General features: G+C 51.8%; 22 protein-coding genes. All 22 read right to left on the reverse strand.

Annotation, left to right across the window (positions count from 1 at the left end; translation table 11 throughout):
• Position 1: 1 nt before the first annotated feature.
• The 22 genes from N8M53_RS09495 to N8M53_RS09600 all read right to left on the reverse strand — a co-directional run bounded on the left by N8M53_RS09495 (position 2) and on the right by N8M53_RS09600 (position 21,909).
• Positions 2-1,195: a chemotaxis protein CheW gene (locus N8M53_RS09495; protein WP_269578607.1), complete on the reverse strand. Its 1,194-nt coding sequence runs from the start codon at positions 1,193-1,195 to the stop codon at positions 2-4.
• A complete protein-coding gene (locus N8M53_RS09500; RefSeq protein WP_269578608.1) occupies positions 1,182-1,964 on the reverse strand; it encodes a ParA family protein in 783 nt (260 codons plus the stop codon). The genes N8M53_RS09495 and N8M53_RS09500 overlap by 14 nt, the downstream gene beginning before the upstream one ends.
• 10 nt (positions 1,965-1,974) lie before the next feature.
• Entirely contained in the window at positions 1,975-3,111 is a 1,137-nt protein-coding gene (locus N8M53_RS09505; protein ID WP_269578609.1) for a protein-glutamate methylesterase/protein-glutamine glutaminase, read from the reverse strand.
• Positions 3,112-3,129: 18 nt separating this feature from the next.
• Complete coding sequence (locus N8M53_RS09510) at positions 3,130-5,358, reverse strand: chemotaxis protein CheA (RefSeq protein WP_269578610.1); 2,229 nt, start codon at positions 5,356-5,358, stop codon at positions 3,130-3,132.
• Between the two features lie 9 nt (positions 5,359-5,367).
• On the reverse strand, positions 5,368-6,102 hold the full coding sequence (locus tag N8M53_RS09515; RefSeq protein ID WP_269578611.1) for a protein phosphatase CheZ: 735 nt from the start codon (positions 6,100-6,102) through the stop codon (positions 5,368-5,370).
• 30 nt (positions 6,103-6,132) lie between these two features.
• Positions 6,133-6,501: a chemotaxis response regulator CheY gene (gene cheY / locus N8M53_RS09520; RefSeq protein ID WP_046074931.1), complete on the reverse strand. Its 369-nt coding sequence runs from the start codon at positions 6,499-6,501 to the stop codon at positions 6,133-6,135.
• Positions 6,502-6,556: 55 nt separating this feature from the next.
• Positions 6,557-7,282, reverse strand: a complete 726-nt coding sequence (locus tag N8M53_RS09525; RefSeq protein WP_077578014.1) for an RNA polymerase sigma factor FliA — start codon at positions 7,280-7,282, stop codon at positions 6,557-6,559.
• Positions 7,275-8,162, reverse strand: coding sequence for a MinD/ParA family protein (locus tag N8M53_RS09530; RefSeq protein ID WP_269578612.1), 888 nt, complete (start codon positions 8,160-8,162; stop codon positions 7,275-7,277). Before N8M53_RS09530 ends, N8M53_RS09525 begins: the two co-directional genes overlap by 8 nt.
• On the reverse strand, positions 8,155-9,705 hold the full coding sequence (gene flhF / locus N8M53_RS09535; protein WP_269578613.1) for a flagellar biosynthesis protein FlhF: 1,551 nt from the start codon (positions 9,703-9,705) through the stop codon (positions 8,155-8,157). Before flhF ends, N8M53_RS09530 begins: the two co-directional genes overlap by 8 nt.
• Positions 9,706-9,730: 25 nt before the next feature.
• Complete coding sequence (flhA, locus tag N8M53_RS09540) at positions 9,731-11,836, reverse strand: flagellar biosynthesis protein FlhA (protein WP_269578614.1); 2,106 nt, start codon at positions 11,834-11,836, stop codon at positions 9,731-9,733.
• Positions 11,837-11,987: 151 nt separating this feature from the next.
• Positions 11,988-13,124 (reverse strand): flagellar biosynthesis protein FlhB, encoded by a 1,137-nt coding sequence (gene flhB, locus N8M53_RS09545; protein WP_269578615.1) that lies wholly within the window; start codon positions 13,122-13,124, stop codon positions 11,988-11,990.
• Between the two features lie 6 nt (positions 13,125-13,130).
• A complete protein-coding gene (gene fliR, locus N8M53_RS09550) occupies positions 13,131-13,913 on the reverse strand; it encodes a flagellar biosynthetic protein FliR (protein WP_269578616.1) in 783 nt (260 codons plus the stop codon).
• Between the two features lie 11 nt (positions 13,914-13,924).
• On the reverse strand, positions 13,925-14,194 hold the full coding sequence (gene fliQ, locus N8M53_RS09555; RefSeq protein ID WP_269578617.1) for a flagellar biosynthesis protein FliQ: 270 nt from the start codon (positions 14,192-14,194) through the stop codon (positions 13,925-13,927).
• 11 nt (positions 14,195-14,205) lie between these two features.
• Positions 14,206-15,045 (reverse strand): flagellar type III secretion system pore protein FliP, encoded by an 840-nt coding sequence (gene fliP / locus N8M53_RS09560; RefSeq protein WP_269578618.1) that lies wholly within the window; start codon positions 15,043-15,045, stop codon positions 14,206-14,208.
• Positions 15,042-15,425: a flagellar biosynthetic protein FliO gene (gene fliO, locus N8M53_RS09565; RefSeq protein WP_269578619.1), complete on the reverse strand. Its 384-nt coding sequence runs from the start codon at positions 15,423-15,425 to the stop codon at positions 15,042-15,044. The genes fliP and fliO overlap by 4 nt, the downstream gene beginning before the upstream one ends.
• A gap of 8 nt (positions 15,426-15,433) precedes the next feature.
• Positions 15,434-15,832 (reverse strand): flagellar motor switch protein FliN, encoded by a 399-nt coding sequence (gene fliN / locus N8M53_RS09570; RefSeq protein WP_046074940.1) that lies wholly within the window; start codon positions 15,830-15,832, stop codon positions 15,434-15,436.
• 29 nt (positions 15,833-15,861) lie between these two features.
• On the reverse strand, positions 15,862-16,932 hold the full coding sequence (gene fliM, locus N8M53_RS09575; protein WP_269578620.1) for a flagellar motor switch protein FliM: 1,071 nt from the start codon (positions 16,930-16,932) through the stop codon (positions 15,862-15,864).
• Positions 16,933-16,940: 8 nt separating this feature from the next.
• Positions 16,941-17,432, reverse strand: coding sequence for a flagellar basal body-associated protein FliL (fliL, locus tag N8M53_RS09580; RefSeq protein WP_269578621.1), 492 nt, complete (start codon positions 17,430-17,432; stop codon positions 16,941-16,943).
• A 22-nt stretch (positions 17,433-17,454) separates the two neighbouring features.
• Positions 17,455-19,080, reverse strand: coding sequence for a flagellar hook-length control protein FliK (locus N8M53_RS09585; protein ID WP_269578622.1), 1,626 nt, complete (start codon positions 19,078-19,080; stop codon positions 17,455-17,457).
• An 88-nt stretch (positions 19,081-19,168) separates the two neighbouring features.
• On the reverse strand, positions 19,169-19,624 hold the full coding sequence (gene fliJ / locus N8M53_RS09590) for a flagellar export protein FliJ (RefSeq protein ID WP_269578623.1): 456 nt from the start codon (positions 19,622-19,624) through the stop codon (positions 19,169-19,171).
• Between the two features lie 3 nt (positions 19,625-19,627).
• Positions 19,628-20,947, reverse strand: coding sequence for a flagellar protein export ATPase FliI (fliI, locus tag N8M53_RS09595; RefSeq protein ID WP_269578624.1), 1,320 nt, complete (start codon positions 20,945-20,947; stop codon positions 19,628-19,630).
• Positions 20,947-21,909, reverse strand: coding sequence for a flagellar assembly protein FliH (locus N8M53_RS09600; RefSeq protein WP_269578625.1), 963 nt, complete (start codon positions 21,907-21,909; stop codon positions 20,947-20,949). Before N8M53_RS09600 ends, fliI begins: the two co-directional genes overlap by 1 nt.
• Positions 21,910-21,912: the final 3 nt, after the last annotated feature.

Below are 21,912 nucleotides of genomic sequence, written 5' to 3' on the forward strand. Positions count from 1 at the left end.
ATTACGCCATCGCCTTGGCGTCAATCCCCTGATTTAACATAGCAATAAATGCTTGAACATGGATCAGAGCACACATTTTTTCTTTTACCATGCCCGCTAGCCACGGCCGTTTTCCCGCTTGTTTTCGCCAGCGAATCGCTTTGCCACTGAGCGCTTGGGTGCCGAGTAATTGATCACACGCCAACCCCCACTTACTATCGCCCAGAATCACAATATAATTATAGTCGTCCCTATGCTGATTATCTGCCAGTTTTTCTGGCATCACCCAGCGAGCAGTATCGACAACATCAAGCTGTTGTTGCTTTTCTGTCTGCAATCCTAGATACCAATCTGGCCGGCCAATAAGGCGATTGCACTCGCCTAATTGGTGAATGCCGCCAAGTTCGGCTAAAGGTACCGCATAGGTCACGCCCATACTTTCAAAGAATAATACCTGAAACTCTGCTTCCGTTTCAGCATTTTCCCATTGGGTAGGAGGAAGATCTTCCCCCGCTTGGGTGTCAGCCTCCACTGTTTCCTGCGTGTCCGCGACTTGCTCAACCTCGTCAGCCACCCCGATATCAACGTCGGGGGCAACGGCGTCGGCCTCTACATTTACCTCGGTCTCGGTCTCGGTCTCGGTCTCGGTCTCGGTCTCGGTCTCGGTCTCGGTCTCGGTCTCGGTCTCGGTCTCGGTCTCGGTCTCGGTCTCGGTCTCGGTCTCGGTCTCGGTCTCGGTAAGAGTTTCTACCTCTGGGACCGCCGTGTCTACCTCAACCTGCGCCTCAACATCAAGGCCCCAATCGGCCATGGTGTAGGTTTCAAGCGTTTGCTCCTGTGTTTGTTCAACAACAGGGTCAGCAACCGGCTCGGCTTTATCTTGGGCAACGTCTACCTCGGATTGGGTCGCGGTTTTCGCTTCGAGCTCTGCCTCTTCATCTACTTTCAGTTGCGCGAGCAGTCGTTCTACTTCTGCCAAATCACGCTCAGGTTCAGCATACGCCACCGGCTCAGGCGTTACCGCATCCATCACTGGCTGTGGCTGCAGCCGTGGTGCCTGCTCATCAATATACGATGCAGACGACACATGCGGTTTATCTCGATCAGGCTCGCCAAGCTGCTCGCTTGGTTGTGCCACTTCGCCTAAATCATCCAGCAGGGCTTCAAAGTAATCATCGAGCGCTTGACCACTGGAGAGGGCATTATGCTTGTTCATCCTGTTCCAGTCGCTCCAAATAGGTTAATAAAGTTTTGTAGGCAAAGACACCACGGCAATTTTTAGCATAGAAGGATGCCGGCATGTGCTTTAAGCTCGCGTCTCGAAATTTGGTATCAATGGGCACGGCTGACGCCCAAACTTGGTCGCTGTAGCGAATTTTTAATTCCTGTAAAGTCTCTAACGACGCCCGCGTACGCTTGTCGTACATCGTTGGAATGATAGTGAGATTAAAGTTAGAGCTACGAGACTTTTGCATGATCTGCAACGTGCGCATCATACGCTCAAGCCCTTTCATCGCCAAAAACTCGGTCTGAACGGGGATCAATACACGATGACTGGCCGCTAACGCATTGACCATCATCACGCCCAAAATAGGGGGGCAATCAATCAATACATAGTCGTAATCGTCAGCCAATGCATCCAGCGCTTTTTTAAGCACCAACCCCATGCCACCACGATTTCCCATCACACGGTCTAAGGTCGCCAGCGACATGTGTGCAGGAATTAAGTCCATATTCTCAAACTGTGTTTTGACAATCAGCGGATTGACCGTCTCTTTATTGACGGTTTGCAGTTGAAACAAATCAAACAAGCTCGCAGGCAGCTGCTCTGAATCAAAATTCAAATAGGTCGAGAGAGAAGCGTGTGGATCCGTATCCACTAGCAGGACACGTTTCTTACGCTCACTGATCAATCCTGCCAATGTCACTGTGGTGGTTGTCTTACCAACACCGCCCTTTTGGTTGGCGATACTCCAGACTATCAAGCCCCACTCCTTATTTTAAATTCAGCTCAACCATGATGCGTTCGGCGATCCTCTCCAGCGGTAAGTCTTCCGACGATATCCCCGCTTTCGCCACTGCTTGCGGCATGCCGTAAACGACACAGCTCTCCTCGTCCTGCGCCCAAATAGTTGATCCCGCGCTTTTTAGCATACGTGCGCCCTCTCGACCATCTGCGCCCATACCAGTGAGCACCATCGACAACACCTTATCGCCATATATTTTAGCGGCGGAGCCGAAGGTAACATCCACGCAAGGCTTGTAATTCATCCTCTCCCCGCCGTCGAGAATTTTTAGACGAGCCGCGCCCGGCCTGCCATCAATCATCATCTGCATTCCCCCCGGCGCCAAGTAGGCGTGCCCAGGCTTAAGCGTGTCACCATCTTTCGCTTCAACGACCGTGATTTTACTCAGTCCATTCAGGCGCTGCGCAAACGCCGATGTGAAGGTGGCAGGCATATGCTGAATCAAGACGATCGGCAGTGGAAAATTTGCGGGTAGTTTGGTCAGTACTTTTTGCAGCGCAACGGGGCCGCCTGTTGACGTGCCAATCGCCATCAATTGGTAGCGCTTACCGGTTGCTGTGAATCGTGCAGGGGCTTTGGACGACGCGGCCGTGCCCACTGCAGGTCGTGACGCTGGACGCGCAGGCGTTCGCACACCACCGGATGGCGATGCCGTTTGCCCTGTTGATGGCTGCGAGGCTGGACGTGTAGCTCGGCGAAGTACGGGTCGCTTGCGCGCAATTTCCAGCACCCGCTGTTGCAGCAAGCTGGTCGCTTCTTCACGGTTTCGAGCAATATCCTCGAATTTTTTGGGAAGAAAATCGAGCGCGCCCGCCTCAAGCGCATCTAAGGTTGCTTTCGCCCCGTCATGCGTCAGCGATGAGAACATCAGAATCGGCGTTGGCGTTTGCGCCATTATCTGGCGCACCGCTGAGATACCATCAAGTACTGGCATCTCCACATCCATAGTGACAACATCTGGCTTGAGTTGGGCGGTTTTCTCCACCGCTTCCTTGCCATTCACTGCACTATCAATGACCTCCATTCTCGGGTCGGCATTGATGATTTCACTAACGCGGCGACGGAAGAAGCTGGAGTCATCTACCACCAATACTTTTACTGCCATGGGCGTCCTTTTCTCAAATTAACCTGCGTAATGTTTCAACAGGTTGGGCACATCCAAGATAAGAGCAATATGACCATCACTGGTGATGGTTGCCCCTGCCATTCCCGGCGTCCCTTGAAGTAGTTCGTCAAGTGGCTTAATGACCACCTCCTCTTGACCAAACAAGGTGTCTACCACAAATGCGATGCGTTGATGCGCGATTTGCACGATCACCACATGCCCCTTGGTTTTATCGATGTCGGTTGATCCTTTACATAACCAATCTTGCAAGAAGAAGAGTGGGATCGCTTTATCGCGTACGATTAAGGTTAGCTGCCCATCAACCGTATTGGTTCTGGACATATCTAAACTGATAATTTCACTGACATTCGACAGAGGGAACGCAAACGGATTCTCACCGACGCCGACCATCAGAGTTGGCAATATCGCCAGCGTCAAGGGCACCTTGATTTCCAGAACCGTCCCTCGGCCGAGCTCAGAGTCGATATTAATCGAGCCATTTAGCTTGGTGATGCCGGTTTTCACCACATCCATCCCCACACCACGACCAGAAATATCGGAAATCTCGGTTTTGGTTGAAAAGCCAGGTGCAAAAATCAGGTTGTACGCTTCACTATTACTTAAGCGAGCCGCCGCTTCTGCATCAAGGACACCACGGTCAACCGCGATGCTCTTCAGCTTTTCAGCATCCATACCGCCACCGTCATCAGCAATAGTCAGGAGAATATGATCCCCTTCTTGTGACGCTTTTAGGGTGATGGTACCGACGCGAGGTTTACCCGCTTTTTCACGCTCATCAGGCATTTCAATACCGTGATCCACCGAGTTACGTACCAAGTGGACCATAGGGTCAGCCAGCGCCTCGACCAGGTTTTTATCCAGATCGGTGTCTTCGCCCTGCATTTCCAGGACGATTTCTTTTTTCAAGCTACGTGCTAAGTCACGGACAACGCGGGGGAAGCGGCCAAATACTTTTTTAATTGGCTGCATACGCGTTTTCATCACCGCGCCTTGCAAGTCGGCAGTGACCACATCTAGGTTGGTAACCGCCTTGGCCATGCTTTCATCGTTGCTGCTTTGACCCAGACTCACTAAGCGGTTACGCACCAACACCAGCTCACCGACCATATTCATGATGCCGTCAAGCGTGGAGGTATTAACTCGTACCGTTTGTTCTTGTTGAGGGGCGGCCGGCGGCTTCTTCTCAGGTGCCTTTTCTGCCGCAGCAGGCGCTTTAGCACCCGCGCCGGCACTTTTCGGTGTGCTTTCTTTCGCGGGCTCAGGCTTGCTCGCTTTTTGGGCGGGCGCAGGCTCGGACTTTGGCTGAGGTTTGGCTTGCGCACCCACCTTATCGGCATCCGCTTTCGCTTTCTCCGCTTCGGCAGCGGGGCCTTTGCCTTTACCGTGCAAATCATCCAAGAGCTTTTCAAATTCGTCGTCATCAATCAGCTCATCATCACCAGATTGGGATGACGCCGAAGCGGGCTTATCCGATGGCGCTGATGGACTTTCATTGCTTGCGTCGCTTGCCCCTCCAGCAGGGCCTTTACCTGCACCGTGCAAATCATCAAGCAGTTTTTCGAACTCGTCGTCGGTGATATCGCCGCTGTCGGCCTCGGTGCTTTCCACCACCTCAGGCTTCTCCGATCCTGAATCAGATGCCGTGGGAGCTTTTCCCTCACCATGGAGCTGATCGAGCAGCTTGTCGAACTCATCTTGGGTGATCTCATCCACTGAATCACCACTGATCGCGCTGTCATCCTGGCTCGCTGCGTCACTTTCAGACGCCTCAGGTTCGGGTTCTGGCTCGGGCTCTGGTTCAGGTGTGGGCTCTTCGGCCACTGCCTCATCCTCACTCGCCGGTTTCGCATAGCGGTGCAGTGCTTCGAGCAAGGCGCCATCGGCTGGCACTGGCTCTTCGCGGTTTTGTACCGCGGCGAATTGATCATTCACAGTGTCCAGCGCCTGCAAAATAGTGTCCATCACATCTGATGTCACCTCACGTCCATGATTACGTAAGTTGTCAAAGACGTTTTCAGCACCGTGACAGGTATCAACCAGCGCATTTAAGCCAAGAAAGCCCGCCCCACCTTTTACCGTGTGGAAGCCGCGGAAAATACTGTTTAGTAAGTCTGCATCATCAGGGGCACGCTCCAAATCGACCAGCTGCTCAGACATCTGCTCGAGGATCTCTCCCGCTTCAATCAAAAAGTCCTGAAGGATTTCTTCATCCATCTCAAAGCTCATAGCGCACCTCTAAAAACCCAAACTCGATAATAAATCGTCAACATCATCTTGGCTGTGAACCACGTCATCGCGCTCTTCAGGGTGAATCACAGGACCCTCAGGGGCTGACTTATCGGTGGTATCATCTGCTTTTTTCGCCGATGCTGCGTCAATCGCAGCGCTATCCATGCCAAAGGCGGTGAGTATTTCTACCAGCTGTTGCTCAACTTCTTGCACCAATTCAATCACGCGCCGAATAACTTGGCCGGTTAAGTCTTGGAAGTCTTGTGCCATGAGGATTTCAGTCAGGTGCGCGTGCAATTCTGTCGCGCCCCCTTCTACTTGGGTCAAGAGTTCGTCAATGTTGTGACACAACGACTTAAACTCATCCAAAGCAATCTCACCACGCATCAGGCTGTTCCAGTTGGGACGAACGGCTTGCAAGTTGTCTTGTAGCTCGCTTGCGATCGGCATGGTTCGTTCAACCGAATCCATGGTTTTGTTGGCGGCCAATTCGGTTTTCTGCATGACATACGTGAGCCTGTCGCGAGCGTCAGGGATATCCACGTTAGCCAAATCACTCACTCTAGGATCCAAACGAAAGTCAGTAATCGAGTCATGTAATTGGCGGGTGAGCTTCCCCACTTCATTAAACAGTGGGTCACGCGCTTCTTTCGCTATTTCGGTAAGAAGCGTATTAGCGTTATCTTGCTCTCCGTTTTCAAGATACGCGACCAATTGTTTCGCTTGGTCCAGATTGATCATGGCGGTTCCTTCTTACTGTGCGCTGGCTGTTTACATGCGCTCGAAAATCTTATCGAGCTTCTCTTTCAACGTAGCGGCAGTAAAAGGTTTAACAATGTAACCATTCACCCCTGCTTGCGCGGCTTCTACAATTTGCTCGCGCTTCGCCTCAGCGGTGATCATCAATACAGGCAGGTGCTTAAGATCACCGTCCTTGCGGATTTCTTTAAGCAAATCTATCCCCTGCATACCAGGCATATTCCAATCGGTCACGACAAAATCAATACCGCCTTTTTTGAGGATTGGCAGCGCGGTTAAGCCGTCATCCGCTTCAACGGTATTGTTGAAACCTAAGTCACGAAGAAGATTCTTTACGATACGGCGCATTGTTGAAAAATCATCAACAACGAGAATTTTCATGTTTTTATCCAAGGTTGCCTCCGGTGAGGTCTCGTTTTATTGTCGAAACAGTTACTTACTCACTATGCCAAGCGGATAGCTTAGCTCTCAAACGTTGCGTAGCCTGACTTTGAATCTGACAGACCCGGGATTCACTGACCCCTATCACTGCTCCTATCTCTTTGAGGTTTAATTCCTCATCATAATAAAGAGATAGCACCAGCGCCTCTCTTTCAGGAAGACTTTTGATCGCCGCCGCTAATGCGGCTTTGAAACTGTCTTCCGCAACACCCTGAAAGGGAGTGTTGTCATTACGGCGACTCTCTGTTGTGAATGCATCTTCAGAGACGCCCAGATCATCCATTCCGATCAAACGCCCACAGTTTACATCGTTAAGCGCTTGATGGTACTGCTCTAAGCTCATATCAAGCTTTTCCGCAACCTCTACGTCGGTTGGATCCCGACCTAACGCTTTTTCTAGCGATGCGATAGCATCACTGATTGAACGACTCGCCTTGTGGACAGATCGTGGCACCCAATCACCGCGGCGCATATCATCCAGCATAGCACCGCGAATTCGAATACCAGCATAAGTTTCAAAACTCGCCCCTTTGGAGGGGTCATAATTCTGCTGTGCCTCAAGGAGGCCGACCATACCAGCTTGGATCAAATCTTCTACTTGAACACTCGGTGGCAAGCGCCCCATCAAGTGATGCGCGATGCGCTTGACCAAACTCGAATAACGCTCAAGTACCGCTTGGCGATCTGCCCCTGTGCGGCTATACGTGAGCGCTCTATTCACGAATTAACTCTCCTGCGTCATCATTTTTGATAAGCAACCGCTCAACAAAAAACTCCAGATGGCCTCCCGGATTTCGCGGCACCGGCCAGGTCAGCGCTTTGTTCGCCAGCGCATTCATTGCCAATGATGCGGGCGAGCGAGGAAATGCGTCAATGACAACTTTTTGTTTTCTCACTGCTTGCCTCACCCTTTCGTCAACGGGAACACATGCTACTAATTCTAGATTAGCATTGAGAAACCTTTCAGTGACTCGCGTTAATTTTGTGAACAAGTCTCGTCCTTCACGGTAGCTTCTGACCATATTTGCAACAACTTTAAAGCGTGTCACACCATGTTCACGGCTGAGTACTTTAATCAATGCATACGCATCAGTAATTGATGTAGGTTCATCACAGACCACAATGACGACATCTTGTGCGGCGCGCGAGAAACTCAGTACCATGTCTGAAATCCCCGCGGCAGTATCCACTAAGAGTACATCAACCTCTTCTTCGAGTGTACCAAAAGCGCGAATTAAACCAGCATGTTGCGCCGGTGTTAGCTCCGTCATACCTTGAAGACCAGACGATGCAGGTACGATTTTCATACCGTGCGGACCTTCGAGAATAATATCTTTAAGATCACAGACGCCTTGAAGCACATGAGACAAATTCTTGCCCGCTCTTAGGCCAAGTAATACATCCACATTGGCAAGGCCAAGGTCGGCATCCAGTACCATGACTTTTTTACCTTGGCGAGCCATAGACGCGGCCATTCCCAGTGTGACATTGGTTTTCCCTACGCCACCTTTTCCCCCGGTTACGGTAATAACCTTGGTGCGTGACGGATTGGTTAAACGGCGCAGGCCGCTTGCTTGATCTTGCATGCTTGTCTCAATCATAAAAGTCCGCCCCATTCGACTCTGGGACATCACTGTTCCAGAAGTGATTGTGCTGATCCGCACCTGATTCCAACATTTCACTGGCTTTTCCAACCAGGAACTGTCCCGTGGCTTGGCGGATATCTTCCGGCACACGTTGCCCGTCGGCTAAGTAGGCCACAGGCAGGGCATTTTCGATGGTGACACACAACAGTTCACCGAGGCTTAGCGATTCATCGAGTTTGGTCAGAACACATCCCGATAACGGGATGCGGCGAAAATGTTCAATGGTTTCTTGTAAGACGCGGCGTTGTGATGTCGCCGGTAATACCAGCAGGCTACGAATATGGGAGCCACTATTTTGCATCAGGGTATCGAGCTGTTCCGACAAGCGAAGATCACGCTGTCCCATCCCAGCAGTATCTAGCAATATCAAGCGTCTATGACGCAACTGATAAAGGATGTCGGCAAGCTCATCGGCATCTTTAGCCACTTTGACTGGACAACCCAAAATACGCCCATAAGTGGCTAACTGTTCATGGGCACCGATACGGAATGTATCTGTGGTCACCAAGGCAATGTCTTCCGGGCCAAACTCCATTGCGGCTCGCGCCGCCAGCTTAGCAATCGTAGTAGTTTTCCCCACCCCAGTCGGACCAAGCAGTGCTATCACCCCGCCGGTTTCTAGCATATTCTCATCAACCGTGATCACTTGGTCGGCAACCAGGTCAAGGAGCGCTTGCCACGCCTCATTCGGTGGTGTTTCTTCTGGGATATAACAGGCCAATTGATCCGCCAGCTCGGAAGACAGTCCCATACGCTCTAAGCGTTTGATGAGCATGGCGCGTAACGGCTCTCGCCGCTCGACCTCTTGCCACATAAGCCCCGACAACTGGTGTTCTAATAGGCTTCTAATCGATGCCATTTCCTGACGCATTGCATCAATTTCTTGATGAGAAGCCTGAGATTGACGTCCCTCAAATCGGGACGGATCTAGCTTGGGCTTGGGCGTCGGCGGAGATGACTGCGAACCGCTCGACTTATTGGCGGCTGTTTGCCAGCCAGAACGACTGCTACTTTTAAGTTGCCGACGAGGCTCATAACCGCGTCCTAGTGCAGTGGGCCGCTCGTCAGCCCCTGATGGCGATGGGCTCCGTGTTGACTGCTTTTGTTGACGTTGTAGCAATGCGCTCAACGAGTCAGCTTCTGTTTCTGGTTCAGCGGGCTGAGATTGCTCACGGTACTCATCCAGCATCGCGGAGAAGCGAGGTGGGCGCTTAGTATGACCGTTTTGACGGCTACCTGCCTGTTGCCGTTGACGCAGTTGCACTTGATCATCCGCTAGTTGGCGGTGCGCCTGAGAATAAGCCTGAGCAGATTGTTGCTGCGCTTTTGGTGCGGGCTTATCAGGCATTGGCTCTGTATCCGCATCAACCGCCGCGACAATTTCTACGCCGCCTGTCACTTTTTTGTTAGACATGATCACCGCATCAGCGCCGAGTTCTTCTTTCACTTGGCTTAACGCTGCTCTCATATCCTTTGCAAAAAAACGTTTTATTTTCAAAGCACTGCCCTACTCATAAACGATGTTAATTGTTGCCAACCGCATTGACGATACGAATTTGTTTTTCATCAGGCACTTCTTGATAAGACAAGACGCGTAGCGTCGGTATTGTGTTTTTGACAAATTTCGCCAATGTCGCTCGTAGCACGCCAGACGTTAGTAATACAGCCGGCTCTCCTTGCAACTCTTGCTGTTGCGTCGCCTCAGCTAACGAAGACTGCAACCGCTCAGCCAGACCCGGCTCAATGCCTGTCGACTCGCCACCCGATGCCTGCATAGTTTTATGCAACATCTGTTCCAGTTCAGGAACAAGCGTGATGACTGGTAGTTCAGGGGCGCTGCCATTGATTTCTTGAACGATCAGACGGCGCAATGCAATCCTGACCGCAGCGGTTAAAATGTCAGGATCTTGACTCTTGCCGGTATACTCGGCCATGGTTTGCACGATGGTACGAATGTCACGGATAGGGATCGCTTCACTGAGTAAGTTCTGCAGCACTTTGACTAACACACTGAGGGGAATTTGATCCGGGATCAGTCCTTCAACCAAGCGCGGTACCTGCTTACCTAGCATATCGACCAGGTTTTGTGCTTCCTCGTGACCCAATAAACGCTCGGCGTTGTTAGTCAGCATCTGGCTAAGGTGGGTGGCCAACACAGTGGCAGAGTCAACCACGGTGTAACCGAGTGCTTGCGCATGCTCCCGTTGGCTAGGCTCAATCCAAACCGCCTCAAGGCCGAATGCAGGGTCTTGGGTTGGCTCTCCGTCGATAGGGCCAAACACTTGACCTGGGTTGATCGCAAGTTCATGTTGAGGGTGGACTTCGGCTTCTCCGACAGCGACCCCCATTAAGGTAATGCGATAGTTATGGGGTGGCAGTTCAAGGTTGTCGCGAATATGTACCGGTGGGATCAAAAAACCAAAATCTTGCGACAGCTTTTTACGCACGCCTTTGACTCGGTCGAGCAGCTCTCCCCCCTGATCACGATCGACCATGGCAATGAGGCGATATCCAACCTCCAGTCCGATAACATCCACCGGCTGCACATCGTCCCACGATAACTCTTTCGGCTTGGCGGGCGCGGCTTCGGGTAAATCGGTTTGCTCCGGCGCTTGCTGTGCTTTTTGATATTGCTTGTATTTCCAGTATGCCAAGCCACCACAAATCACGGCCAGCAATAAGAAAGGCAAATGAGGCATCCCTGGTACTAACCCCATCACCGTCAAAATACCGGTGGCAATCATCAACGCACGCGGGTTATCAAACAGCTGGAACACCACCTGTTGCCCCATGTCTTCTTCGGTATTTTGTCGCGTCACCATAATGGCGGCGCCTATCGACAGCAATAAAGAAGGGATTTGTGCAACCAGACCATCACCGATGGTCAGTAAGGTATACACCTCCAATGCGTCGGAAAAGCCCAAGCCATGTTGGCCCATCCCGATAGACAAGCCACCCACAATGTTGATGAAAAGGATCAAGATACCGGCGATGGCATCGCCTTTAACGAACTTGGACGCACCGTCCATTGAGCCATAGAAATCCGCTTCTTGCGTGACCTCTTGGCGCCGTGATCGCGCTTGCTCCTGGTCGATAAGCCCTGCGTTTAAGTCGGCATCAATCGCCATTTGTTTACCTGGCAATGCATCCAAGGTAAAACGCGCGGTCACCTCTGAAATCCGGCCCGCACCTTTGGTGACGACCATGAAGTTAATGATCATCAAAATCAGAAACACCACCAAGCCGACGGCATAGTTGCCGCCAATCACCACCGAGCCAAAGGCCCCGATCACTTGGCCTGCTGCATCGGGCCCTTCGTGGCCATAGAGTAAAACCACCCGCGTCGAGGCGACATTGAGTGCCAGCCGCATGAGTGTTGCAATCAACAACACCGCGGGGAACGCGGCAAACTCGAGTGGGCGACGTGTATAAATGGTGACCAGCAGTACCACCAGCGACAATGCAATGTTAAACGAGAACATTAAATCGAGAAGCATTGGCGGGACTGGCAGAACCACCATCGCTAAGGTCGCTAATACCAGTGCTGGCGCACCGATAGCTGGCATCGCTCCCAATCGGTGGTAAGGCACTTTGTCAGAAAATGGCAATCGCCAGTTGGCTTTTAACATGTTAAGCGTTCAAGTCCATGATTGGTGAACGCGGGCCAGATGCCGCGTATAATCAAAACGGGAATGCAGAGGAAGCAAGTTTTACGCCAAAAAAAGACAACAAAGTGTCAGCATTTTGGCACTACGCTGACATGACCGCGCTCAGCGACACTCAGTCATGTTGTAAGTCGGAGGGGATAGGTAAATAAGCGTCATCAGGGCGCGTCGGCCGTCGACCTCGTCCTTTTTTGTACTGTTTAAGCTGGAAGACATACGCCAAGACCTGCGCGACGGCGGTAAACAGGCCATCTGGGATTTGTTGCTCAAGCTCGGTGCTAAAATACAATGCCCGCGCCAAGGGAGGAGCAGGAACGATGGCAATGTCATATTCAGCGGCAATTTCTCGTATTTTCAATGCGGTAAAGTCCGAACCTTTGGCTATCACGACAGGCGCACTGTCGATGTCACTGTTGTAGCGTAGCGCCACGGAGTAGTGTTCGGGGTTAGTCACGACCACATCGGCTTGAGGGACGTCCGCCATCATCCGGCGTTGCGCCATCTCTCGCTGCAACATACGAATTCGCCCTTTCACTTCTGGGCTACCTTCGGTTTCTTTATGCTCGTCTTTTACTTCTTGCTTGGTCATTTTAAGCTGCTCATTGTGTTGCCAAATCTGAAATGGCACATCAATGACCACCACAACCAACAGCGAGCAGCACACGAGCAATACGAAATTCAGTAAAATGTCGAGCGCGTGATAGAGGTTACTGGGGAAGGTATCAATGGTCAGCTCAAAGAACTCTTCGAGGTTAACATAAACCAGGTATGCCGCCACGCCCGCGACCAGCAGCACCTTGAGGATAGACTTCAATAGCTCGACTAAGCCTTGGGTACCAAACATACGCTTGAACCCAGAAAGCGGACTCATTTTCGACAGCTTGGGCCGTGCGGCTTCCCAAGAGAAACTTACACCACCGAGCCCGGCCGCCCCCACTAGGCCGGAGATAAATAGCACAATCAAGATCAGCCCAAGTGGCAGAATCAAATGCAGTAGCTCACCGACCACCACCAGCATCAGCTCTGAGCTGTCAAAGATCTCGGCGCGTGACAAGGAGAATAGGCGCGTCATCAATGCCATCAGGGCTTCGCCCAGCGCTTGTCCGAACCACATCAAACTGATCGCCCCGACCACTAACACTGCCACGGAAGCCAGTTCTCTTGAGCGCGGTACTTGGCCCTTTTCCCGCGCCTGCTCCTGCCTTCGGGGCGTGGCGTCTTCTGTTCTTTCCTGACCGTCGCTCTCTGCCATCAGCTTCTATCCACAGTTAAGTCGAATCAGCGAACAAACTTGGTTCAACCCTGTTTCCCAATGATTGTTGTAATGCGTCAACATACCGAACAGCAGATACCAGCTGATCAGCAACCCCATTAACAATGCAAAAGCGAAGCCAAGAGAGAAAATGTTTAGCTGCGGCGCAGCCCGCGTCATCACACCAAAAGACAAGTTAACCACCAACAAGGCAATGACGCCTGCCAGGGAAATACTGAGTGCAACTTTAAACATGATGCCAAACCACTGTGCCAAACTGCGGTAATCGGCAGCGCCAATCATTTCGCCAATCGGTAAGGTGTCAAAACTCATCACCACCAGGTTAAGCATTTTTAAATGGCCATCGGTGGCAAGAAACAACATCACAGCCAAAAACAAGTAAAATTGACCCAGCAAGGGTGTATTCTGGCCATTGGCAGGGTCGACCATCGACGCAAAGCCCAAACTCGATTGCATACCCAGAATTTGTCCCAATACCACAAAGGTTTGGGTGATAAACTGCGTCACCATCCCCATCGCCACGCCAATCACTATTTGCTGAGCCAATACAGTAAACCCAGCAAATGAGACTAGCTCGATATTCTCGGGGGCGGCCGGTAGCGCGGGCATCACCGCAAAGGTAATCGCTAACGAGAGGTAGAGGCGGATCCTTACTGGCACAAAGCGGGCGCCAAAGAAGGTCATCGCCATCATCATTGACGAAATGCGGGTAAAGGGCCAAAAGTAGTTAGCCATCCAAGATAAAATCACCGAGGCAGGATATTCCATGGCACGCCTCGTCAATACAGAATGGTGGGGATATGGTCAATCAAGCGATAGAAATACTCCATCAGCATTCGCGTCATCCAGTGGCCAAAAAACATCAGCGCAATAAAGGTCGCGATCAAACGCGGTAAAAAGCTCAGCGTTTGCTCGTTAATCGAGGTTGCCGCTTGAAAGATGGCGACAATCAGGCCAACCAACAAGCCAGGCACCACAATCGCTGAGACGAGGAGTAACACCAAATAGAGCGCATCTTGGAAAAGCTCGACAAATGCTTCTGGGGCCATCGCTGCCTCCTTTAGCCGAAACTGGCGGCTAAGGTGGAGAGGATAAGGTTCCACCCATCAACCAGAACAAATAGCATCAACTTGAATGGTAATGACACTATCATGGGCGATAGCATCATCATACCCATCGCCATCAATACGGATGCCACGACCAAATCAATCACCAAAAATGGCAAGAACAGCATAAAACCAATTTGGAACGCAGTTTTCAGCTCTGATGTGACAAACGCTGGGATCAGTACCGTCATCGGCACTTGCTCAGGCTCATCGACCTGAGCGCCTGACATATTGACGAAGGTCTCTAAATCTTTGACTCGCGTTTGCCTAAGCATAAACTCACGCAGTGGCACCTGTACGCGATCAAACGCTTCTCGCGCGGTAACCTGCTCATTAATATACGGCTGAATCGCCTCAGTATTCATTCTGTCAATGACTGGCGACATGATAAACAAGGTTAGAAACATCGCGATACCGATGATCACCTGATTAGAGGGTGTTTGCTGTAGCCCCATAGCTTGGCGCAAAATCGCCATCACCACCACAATCCGAGTGAACGACGTCATCAGAATGACAACTGCAGGTAAAAACCCTAAAGCGGTCATGATTGCTAAGATTTGCAACGTGACCGAGTAGTCTTCACTGCCATCCGGGTTGACACGCATCGTGACCGCTGGGATCCCACCTCCCGTATTACGGCCCACTTCTAAACGTGCCGCCTCACCGCTTTCGCTAATCGATTCGGTGGTGATGCTTTCTTGTGCTGGCGTCGCTTCTTGTTCACCAGCAGCAAACGGTGTAAATAAGGTGGCTGCTACCCAGACCCAAGTGGCCAATAACATTCGTATGGTCATTTTCGATTCAACAATTGGCTAAGCTGATTGGCAAAGCGAGAATGCTTGTCAGACGCTGGCGTCGCAGTAGGAAGAGGGTTATCAAGTGTTTTCAACAAGTTCACGCTGGTTGCCGTCACGCCGACAACCAATTGCTCACCGTGGATATCAACCACCAGAATGCGCTCCTTTTGACCCACAGCCAATTGGCTGACGATCGTGATTCCATCACCTTGCTGCGCCAGCCCCGGCACTTTTAACCGTCGCAGCAACCAGGCCAGAGCAAAGATAAGCCCCAGCACTAGCCCCAGCGACAATAGCATTGTCACTATACTGACCTCAGGCGCCGCCGCCCAAGCAGGCATTGGCACCATGAGTACACCCCAAACGCGTCGGTTCACCGTCATCCCTATCGTAGTTTTTTAATCCGCTCAGTCTGGCTAATCACATCCGTGAGGCGGATACCAAACTTATCGTTCACGACCACCACTTCACCGTGAGCAATCAAGGTGCCGTTAACCAACACATCTAGCGACTCACCCGCTAATCTGTCTAGTTCGACCACCGAGCCTTGGTTAAGTTGAAGCAGGTTACGGATGTTTATTTGTGTGTGTCCGACTTCCATGGAAATGGTGACCGGAATATCCAAGATAGCATCCAGCTTACGCTGCTCATCCGCCCCCATTTTTTGCTCACTGTCATCAGTGAGCTCTTCTAGTGGTGCCGCTTGTACATCATCTGAGCCCTCGGCATCAGATTGCTCAGCCAGGGCTGCAGCCCAATCATCATCTACATCATTTTGATCCATGACGTCTCACCCTTGTTTACTGGTTCTGATCACTGAGCATTACCTTGTTTATCATCAATGGGTAAGTCTTCCTCGAGATCATCGAGTAGCTCAGGTTTGTCCTGCAACAACGAAATATCAGACTTCGCCATTTCAGGGCGTTTAAGTTTTTCCACAATTTTTAGCGCCAGTTTATCGCTAGACTGCCCCATTTTCGCCCGATAGGTCGGCAAGTCCTCCACGAACACGGTACAAGCGTCCGGCATATCAACCGGGATCACATCGCCTTTTTGCAGCTCCATCAGATCGCGCAACGATAAGGTGACATCCAATAGCTTGGCACTCAATTCAACATTCACATCCAAGATCTCATCCCGCAGCGCTTTACTCCAGCGCACATCGGTATCCATCTTGTCACTTTGCACCCCAGCATCGAGCAGTTCGCGGATCGGCTCCAGCATTGAATAAGGCATGACCATATGAATGTCACCGCCACCACCATCCAGCTCAATATGGAATGAACTCACCACAATCACTTCTGAAGGGCTGACAATGTTGGCCATTGCCGGATTCACTTCTGAGTCTAAATACTCAAAAGCGACTTCCATCACCGGCGCCCACGCGTCTTTATAATCCTCGAACATCAGCTTCAACAGCATTTGGATGACGCGTCGCTCGGTTGGCGTAAACTCTCGCCCTTCAATCCGAGCATGAAAGCGTCCGTCGCCGCCAAAGAAGTTTTCCACCAAGATGAAAACCAGCCGTGCCTCCATGGTAATCAAACTGGTGCCTTTTAGTGGACGGAAGCGCACCATATTTAAACTGGTCGGCACGTATAAGGTGTTTTGATACTCGCCAAATTTCATCATCTGCACGCCGTTGATTGATACCTCGGCAGTTTTCCGCAGCATGTTAAACAAGCTAATGCGCATATGACGGGCAAAGCGCTCATTGATAAGCTCGAGCGTCGGCATTCGCCCACGTACAATTCGGTCTTGTGACGAGAAATCAAAGGAGACAGCACCCTCTTTATCGGCTTCGGGCTCGTTATCTTCCTCTTCGACGTCATCAACACCGTGTAAGAGCGCATCAATCTCGTCTTGGCTGAGTAAGTCTGTCACATCATCACCTATTGCATCACAAATCCAGTGAAGAGCACCCGCTCAACCACCGGCTCGCCCGTTACTTTGATTAAAGCCGCGCGCACATTTTCTGCCGATTGGCGGCGAATTTCGAGCTGCCCCTGTGGCGTGCGCAGTTGCTCGACTGTTGCTGCACCAAACGTGTTAAGAAGCGCGTGCTCAATCAGCGGTAAGTTTTCTTTGGCCAAGGTTTCCATTTCAGCACCACGCACTAACAACTGGGTATTGACTTGCACCAGTCGCTGTTGCTCATCCCCAGTGACATTAAAGACAAACGGTTTAGGTAAGGTGACATAAATCGCCGGCAGCGCATTGCTTTGCTCTTCGAGGACAATGTCTTCTTGGCTGCCGTCATCACCGGACAGGAAAAAGAACGCCGCGCCGCCTGCCGCCGCGAGCAACACAACGGCAGCGACAATAATAATGATCAGCTTTTTCTTACTCCCGCCTTGTTCTGGGGTTGCGTTATCATCTGCCATGGCTGTTCTTGCTCCTTGTTATTTAAGCATAGTAATCGACAGCGCGGTCACTGTGAGAGACGCTCAGCGTTTGTCCGGTTAGCATTGTATCATCGCTATCATCCGGCCCTGTCGTACCGAGTGGCGCCCCATCTGCGTGGCTGGCACCATTGCCATGCTGGCCTGAAGCCATCTGTTGCGCGCCACTGTCTTGTTGCTGCACAGAGCCTTGGGTTAACTGTAGCCCCTGTTGCTGCAACATATCGCGCAGTCTCGGCATCGCCTGTTCGACCGCATCACGCGCTTGCTGGTTGGCAACCGTTATGTGCACTGACGCTTGGTCATTATTGACCCCCAGCTTAATTTGCATCCGCCCAAGCTCAGGCGGGTCGAGACGAATATCTACCTGCTTCAGGTTTTTGGACAACATCACATTGATTCGCTCAGTCAATGCCGCGCCAGCTTCGCTAGGCGTTTGCCCCAAAGGTAGCGGGGCCTGCGCACTTTGAGCTACCTGGATATCTTGTCGTGCTGTCGCCGCGTTCGCGCTTGGTGTGCCTAGACTGCTTGCCAGCTGCTGGGCCAAGTTTTCGCCTCGCGAGGCACCTTCCGCCGCGCTTGCTGCGCTGCCTGCAGCCAAGGCTGCGTCAGTTTGAACCGCCTGTTCTGCCATCGCTTTTAACGCCGCTTTACTCAGACCGTCTGACTGACTGTTTTGCCCCGCCAGCAGCGAAGCGGCATTCGGGTTGCCTGCTGCGCCACCCTTTACGTCAGGGTTTGCCATGTTTTGTTGCTGGCCGGTCGCCTGTCGCAGCTTATCAGCCAGTTCATTCGTTTTAGTCATCGCCCCTTCTTTGGCTAACAAGTCTTTGAGCGCAGGCTCTTTATTGGCTGTTGAAGGATCGCCTAAGGTTGGCTCGCCGGGCGCCATCTTAGCAGCCCCATGTTGACTCTCCTGCTGCGCCTTCATGGCCGCCCACTTGATCGCCGACCCATCCGTCAACTGGGATTGTCCCCCTTTGGCCGCCTCACCACTACTATCAAGCGCAAGTTGGCGCCCAGCACCTTGCTCTAATGCTCCTGCGCTACGATCTTGCGTTGCTTTAACCTGGGCGACTAAGGCTGCGAGTTGTTCGGGCGACAACTGTGCCAATACCTCCTCAGCGGAAACCTCATCCGGCAACGCTTTAGAGAGTTCAGCAAGCAGTGCTTGTTTGTCTACTTCACCCTCTTGAATCTGGCGACCGACTCGCTCGATGTTGTCAGCGTCGCTTATCGGTAATGCATCGGCAGATAATGCCTTGGTGTCACCACCGGCAGGCAAGGATTTGCCAGTGAGCATTTCAGCGGCTTGGTTCAAGCGCATTAATAAGGATTGGCTTTCTTCCATTGCCGTCATATCGGCAATTTTTTCCATCTCAGCCTCGCTGAACACACCGTCAGCCAACATGGCTTCCGCATCAATTGCCTGACCATCAACGAGTAAGGTTTTGCCATCAGAGGTAAGCTTGATTGACTCCTCTTGTCCTTCACTTCCATTGAGGGATTGATGCAAAGCGGACAAAAAGCCGGCACTTTGCTCTCCTTTCACCTCACTGGACGCGCCCTCTTTAGGCGCAGACTGGGTTTTACTCGAAACATTGGAAAGTGTCAGCATTGACTGCGTCATAAGTTTCTCATCATTACCTATGGTTACCTATGCGTCAGCTTGGCATCAGCTGGCGCGTCGGTAATGAGAAAGCAATTATCGCGCCATTTTATGATGAAGAGAAGGGCGAGGGACGTCGACGTGCGATAATCGCTGCCATTTCATCCATTTGTCGTTGTTCTTGGTAACGAGCACGCTCTGCTTCCTCACGTTCTCGTTTTTCTATCAGCCATTCTAGTGATTGCCGGTGCTGGCGGGTTTGTTGCCATGTCTGACGGCACTGCTCTAAATGATCTTTAAATTGATGCTCTGCATCTCTTTGTTTTGCCAAGGTTTCATCAAGCTGAACAATGAATTTATTTAAATGACCAAAGGCGCTGGCCGATAGCCCTGACTGACCACGCTCAGACATCTGACGGCAATACTCAAGCCGGTACTGTTCAATTTGCTCCAACTGGCGATAGTAATCATCAAGTGATTGCTGAGCCGCGCTCACACTGAGCTGGGCCTGCTTTTCATCCTCTTGGGCTTTCTCTAACAGCAACTGAAGTGCGTGATCGGCCATCGGTTATCCCTGTAAGGTTGAACGCAACATATTGACACACATATCAAAAGGAACCACTTCTTTGATCCCTTGCTGCAGATAATTGTCGAGCTTAGGCTTCAAGCTAAACGCCTGATCAACCGCCGCATCACTGCCCGGTTTGTAGGCGCCTATCGAGACCAGATCTTGATTTTTACGGCACACGGACAACACTTGCCGCACCGCTTTCGACATCAGAATTTGCTCATCGCTGGTAATGTTGGGCATCACTCGACTGACCGAACGCTCGACATCAATCGCTGGATAATGACCGCTATCGGCCAACTCGCGAGATAGCACAATATGACCATCGAGTATCGCTCGTGCCGCATCGGCAATAGGGTCTTGTAAATCATCCCCCTCCGTCAGTACGGTAAAAAAGGCCGTGATAGACCCCTGTCCAACGGCACCGTTCCCCGCGCGCTCTACTAGCGAAGGTAAGCGCGCAAATACTGAAGGTGGATACCCTTTGGTCGCGGGCGGCTCGCCTACCGACAACGCAATTTCGCGCTGAGCCTGCGCAAACCGCGTTAACGAGTCCATCAATAAGAGAACATCAAGACCAAGATCGCGAAAATACTCCGCAATAGTCAACGCCGTTTGACAGCCTTTCAACCGCACCAACGGTGAGGCATCGGCTGGCGCGGCAACCACTACCGCTCGGGCGCGGCCTTCCTCTCCGAGGATATCGTCGATAAACTCTTTCACTTCTCGGCCACGCTCGCCAATCAAGCCTACGACCACCACTTGCGCAGTGGTACCGCGTGTCATCATCCCCAAGGTGACTGATTTACCTACCCCAGAGCCGGCAAACAAGCCAATGCGCTGCCCTTTTCCTACCGTCAATAGACCATTGATCGCTTTGATGCCAACATCGAGCGGCTCACGAATCGGTTGACGTGATAAGGGGTTTATCGGCATGCCCTCTAAACTTGCTTGCTTATCCGTGTAGATATCGCCCTTGCCATCCAGAGGATTCCCCATACCATCGATAACACGCCCCAAGAGCTCCATACCAACGGAAAGCTGGCTACGTTCGGACAAGGGCGTCACTCTTGCCCCTGGCAACACCCCTGACACTTGCTCGTTGGGCATCAGATATAAAAGCTCACCAGCAAAGCCCACCACTTCAGCTTCAATGGTTCCGTTAAGGGTTTCAACCGAGCAAACAGAACCAATGGGTGCGCGACAGCCTATAGCTTCAAGTGTCAGCCCAACCATACGCACCAATTTCCCCGATGCCACTGGCTTGGGGGCTAAATTATCAAGCTGACATTGTTTTAACCGCTCAGCAAGTTGGCTCATTATGATTGTCCTGGATCCTCAGTCGACGCGGCTTCATCTTGCGGCGCTTGTGTGGCTTCTCGCTCAACAGGTTCATCACTTGACGGCTCGTGCTCGGGGGCCGCCGGTTCGTTGGCATAGGCGCCGCTATCGACAGGCTCTACCGTTTCAGCGTCTGATGACGCCGCTTGGCGGGGTTGATTCTGCCCTTGAAACTCTCGTAACAACGCGTCCACGCGGTCAGCATAGCGGTAGTCGACGACTGAATCTTTGGCTTTTACATGGACATCTCCACGCGAGAGCGCGGGCTCTGATTGCAAGGTCCAGTCGCGGGCTGCAAGCATATCGTCGTCATACGCGTCGGTGACAATGGCATAGTCATCTGGGTGCAAAGCAGCAGTGACAGGGTGATCGGCCACTGGCAAAGCGGCAATGGCGGCACGTAAGGTGTGTAGAATCACCTGAGGATTCGTGGCTAGCTCCACACCTGTTAATGATTTGGTCAAGGTCTGGACCATCACCAACAGTTGTTGCTCAACATCCATATCCAGCTTTTCTAACGGATGACTTAACTGATTGAGTATGCTGTCAAGCTGCTGGCAACGCGCTTCAATCAGCGCTTGCCCATCGGCGAGGCCTTGCTCAAATCCCGCCTTTTTTCCTTCTTCATGGCCTTTCTCATGCCCTTGTTCTAAACCAGCCTCGAGCCCCTCGGCATGCCCCAGCTGCTTGCCTTCTTCATACCCTTCGTCATAACCCTGCTGGCGAATGGCATCGAGGGCATCGGCGGTTAAAGGTTCGGGAGCAGGCTCGTTTTCCTCCGGCTCTACCTCAACCTCCGGCTCCCAACTGGGATCGTAATTGAGTGCGGTGTCTTTGGGCAGGTTTTCGCCTTCGTTGTAAGGGGGCAATGCCCACTTATCAATGCTTTCGGCATCGGCCTCATCAACGCGGATATAGCCACGGCGTTTTTCTAAACTCATCGT

This window comes from Salinivibrio kushneri (genome assembly GCF_027286325.1).
Lineage (GTDB): Bacteria > Pseudomonadota > Gammaproteobacteria > Enterobacterales > Vibrionaceae > Salinivibrio > Salinivibrio kushneri_A.

Excerpts from the sequence above, each read along its gene's own strand:
- N8M53_RS09495 (WP_269578607.1), bottom strand. The coding sequence starts at position 1,195 with ATGAACAAGCATAATGCCCTCTCCAGTGGTCAAGCGCTCGATGATTAC.
- N8M53_RS09505 (WP_269578609.1), bottom strand. The coding sequence starts at position 3,111 with ATGGCAGTAAAAGTATTGGTGGTAGATGACTCCAGCTTCTTCCGTCGC.
- N8M53_RS09510 (WP_269578610.1), bottom strand. The coding sequence starts at position 5,358 with ATGAGCTTTGAGATGGATGAAGAAATCCTTCAGGACTTTTTGATTGAA.
- N8M53_RS09515 (WP_269578611.1), bottom strand. The coding sequence starts at position 6,102 with ATGATCAATCTGGACCAAGCGAAACAATTGGTCGCGTATCTTGAAAAC.
- cheY (WP_046074931.1), bottom strand. The coding sequence starts at position 6,501 with ATGAAAATTCTCGTTGTTGATGATTTTTCAACAATGCGCCGTATCGTA.
- N8M53_RS09530 (WP_269578612.1), bottom strand. The coding sequence starts at position 8,162 with ATGATTGAGACAAGCATGCAAGATCAAGCAAGCGGCCTGCGCCGTTTA.
- flhA (WP_269578614.1), bottom strand. The coding sequence starts at position 11,836 with ATGTTAAAAGCCAACTGGCGATTGCCATTTTCTGACAAAGTGCCTTAC.
- flhB (WP_269578615.1), bottom strand. The coding sequence starts at position 13,124 with ATGGCAGAGAGCGACGGTCAGGAAAGAACAGAAGACGCCACGCCCCGA.
- fliR (WP_269578616.1), bottom strand. The coding sequence starts at position 13,913 with ATGGAATATCCTGCCTCGGTGATTTTATCTTGGATGGCTAACTACTTT.
- fliQ (WP_269578617.1), bottom strand. The coding sequence starts at position 14,194 with ATGGCCCCAGAAGCATTTGTCGAGCTTTTCCAAGATGCGCTCTATTTG.
- fliP (WP_269578618.1), bottom strand. The coding sequence starts at position 15,045 with ATGACCATACGAATGTTATTGGCCACTTGGGTCTGGGTAGCAGCCACC.
- fliN (WP_046074940.1), bottom strand. The coding sequence starts at position 15,832 with ATGGATCAAAATGATGTAGATGATGATTGGGCTGCAGCCCTGGCTGAG.
- fliL (WP_269578621.1), bottom strand. The coding sequence starts at position 17,432 with ATGGCAGATGATAACGCAACCCCAGAACAAGGCGGGAGTAAGAAAAAG.
- N8M53_RS09585 (WP_269578622.1), bottom strand. The coding sequence starts at position 19,080 with ATGACGCAGTCAATGCTGACACTTTCCAATGTTTCGAGTAAAACCCAG.
- fliJ (WP_269578623.1), bottom strand. The coding sequence starts at position 19,624 with ATGGCCGATCACGCACTTCAGTTGCTGTTAGAGAAAGCCCAAGAGGAT.
- fliI (WP_269578624.1), bottom strand. The coding sequence starts at position 20,947 with ATGAGCCAACTTGCTGAGCGGTTAAAACAATGTCAGCTTGATAATTTA.
- N8M53_RS09600 (WP_269578625.1), bottom strand. The coding sequence starts at position 21,909 with ATGAGTTTAGAAAAACGCCGTGGCTATATCCGCGTTGATGAGGCCGAT.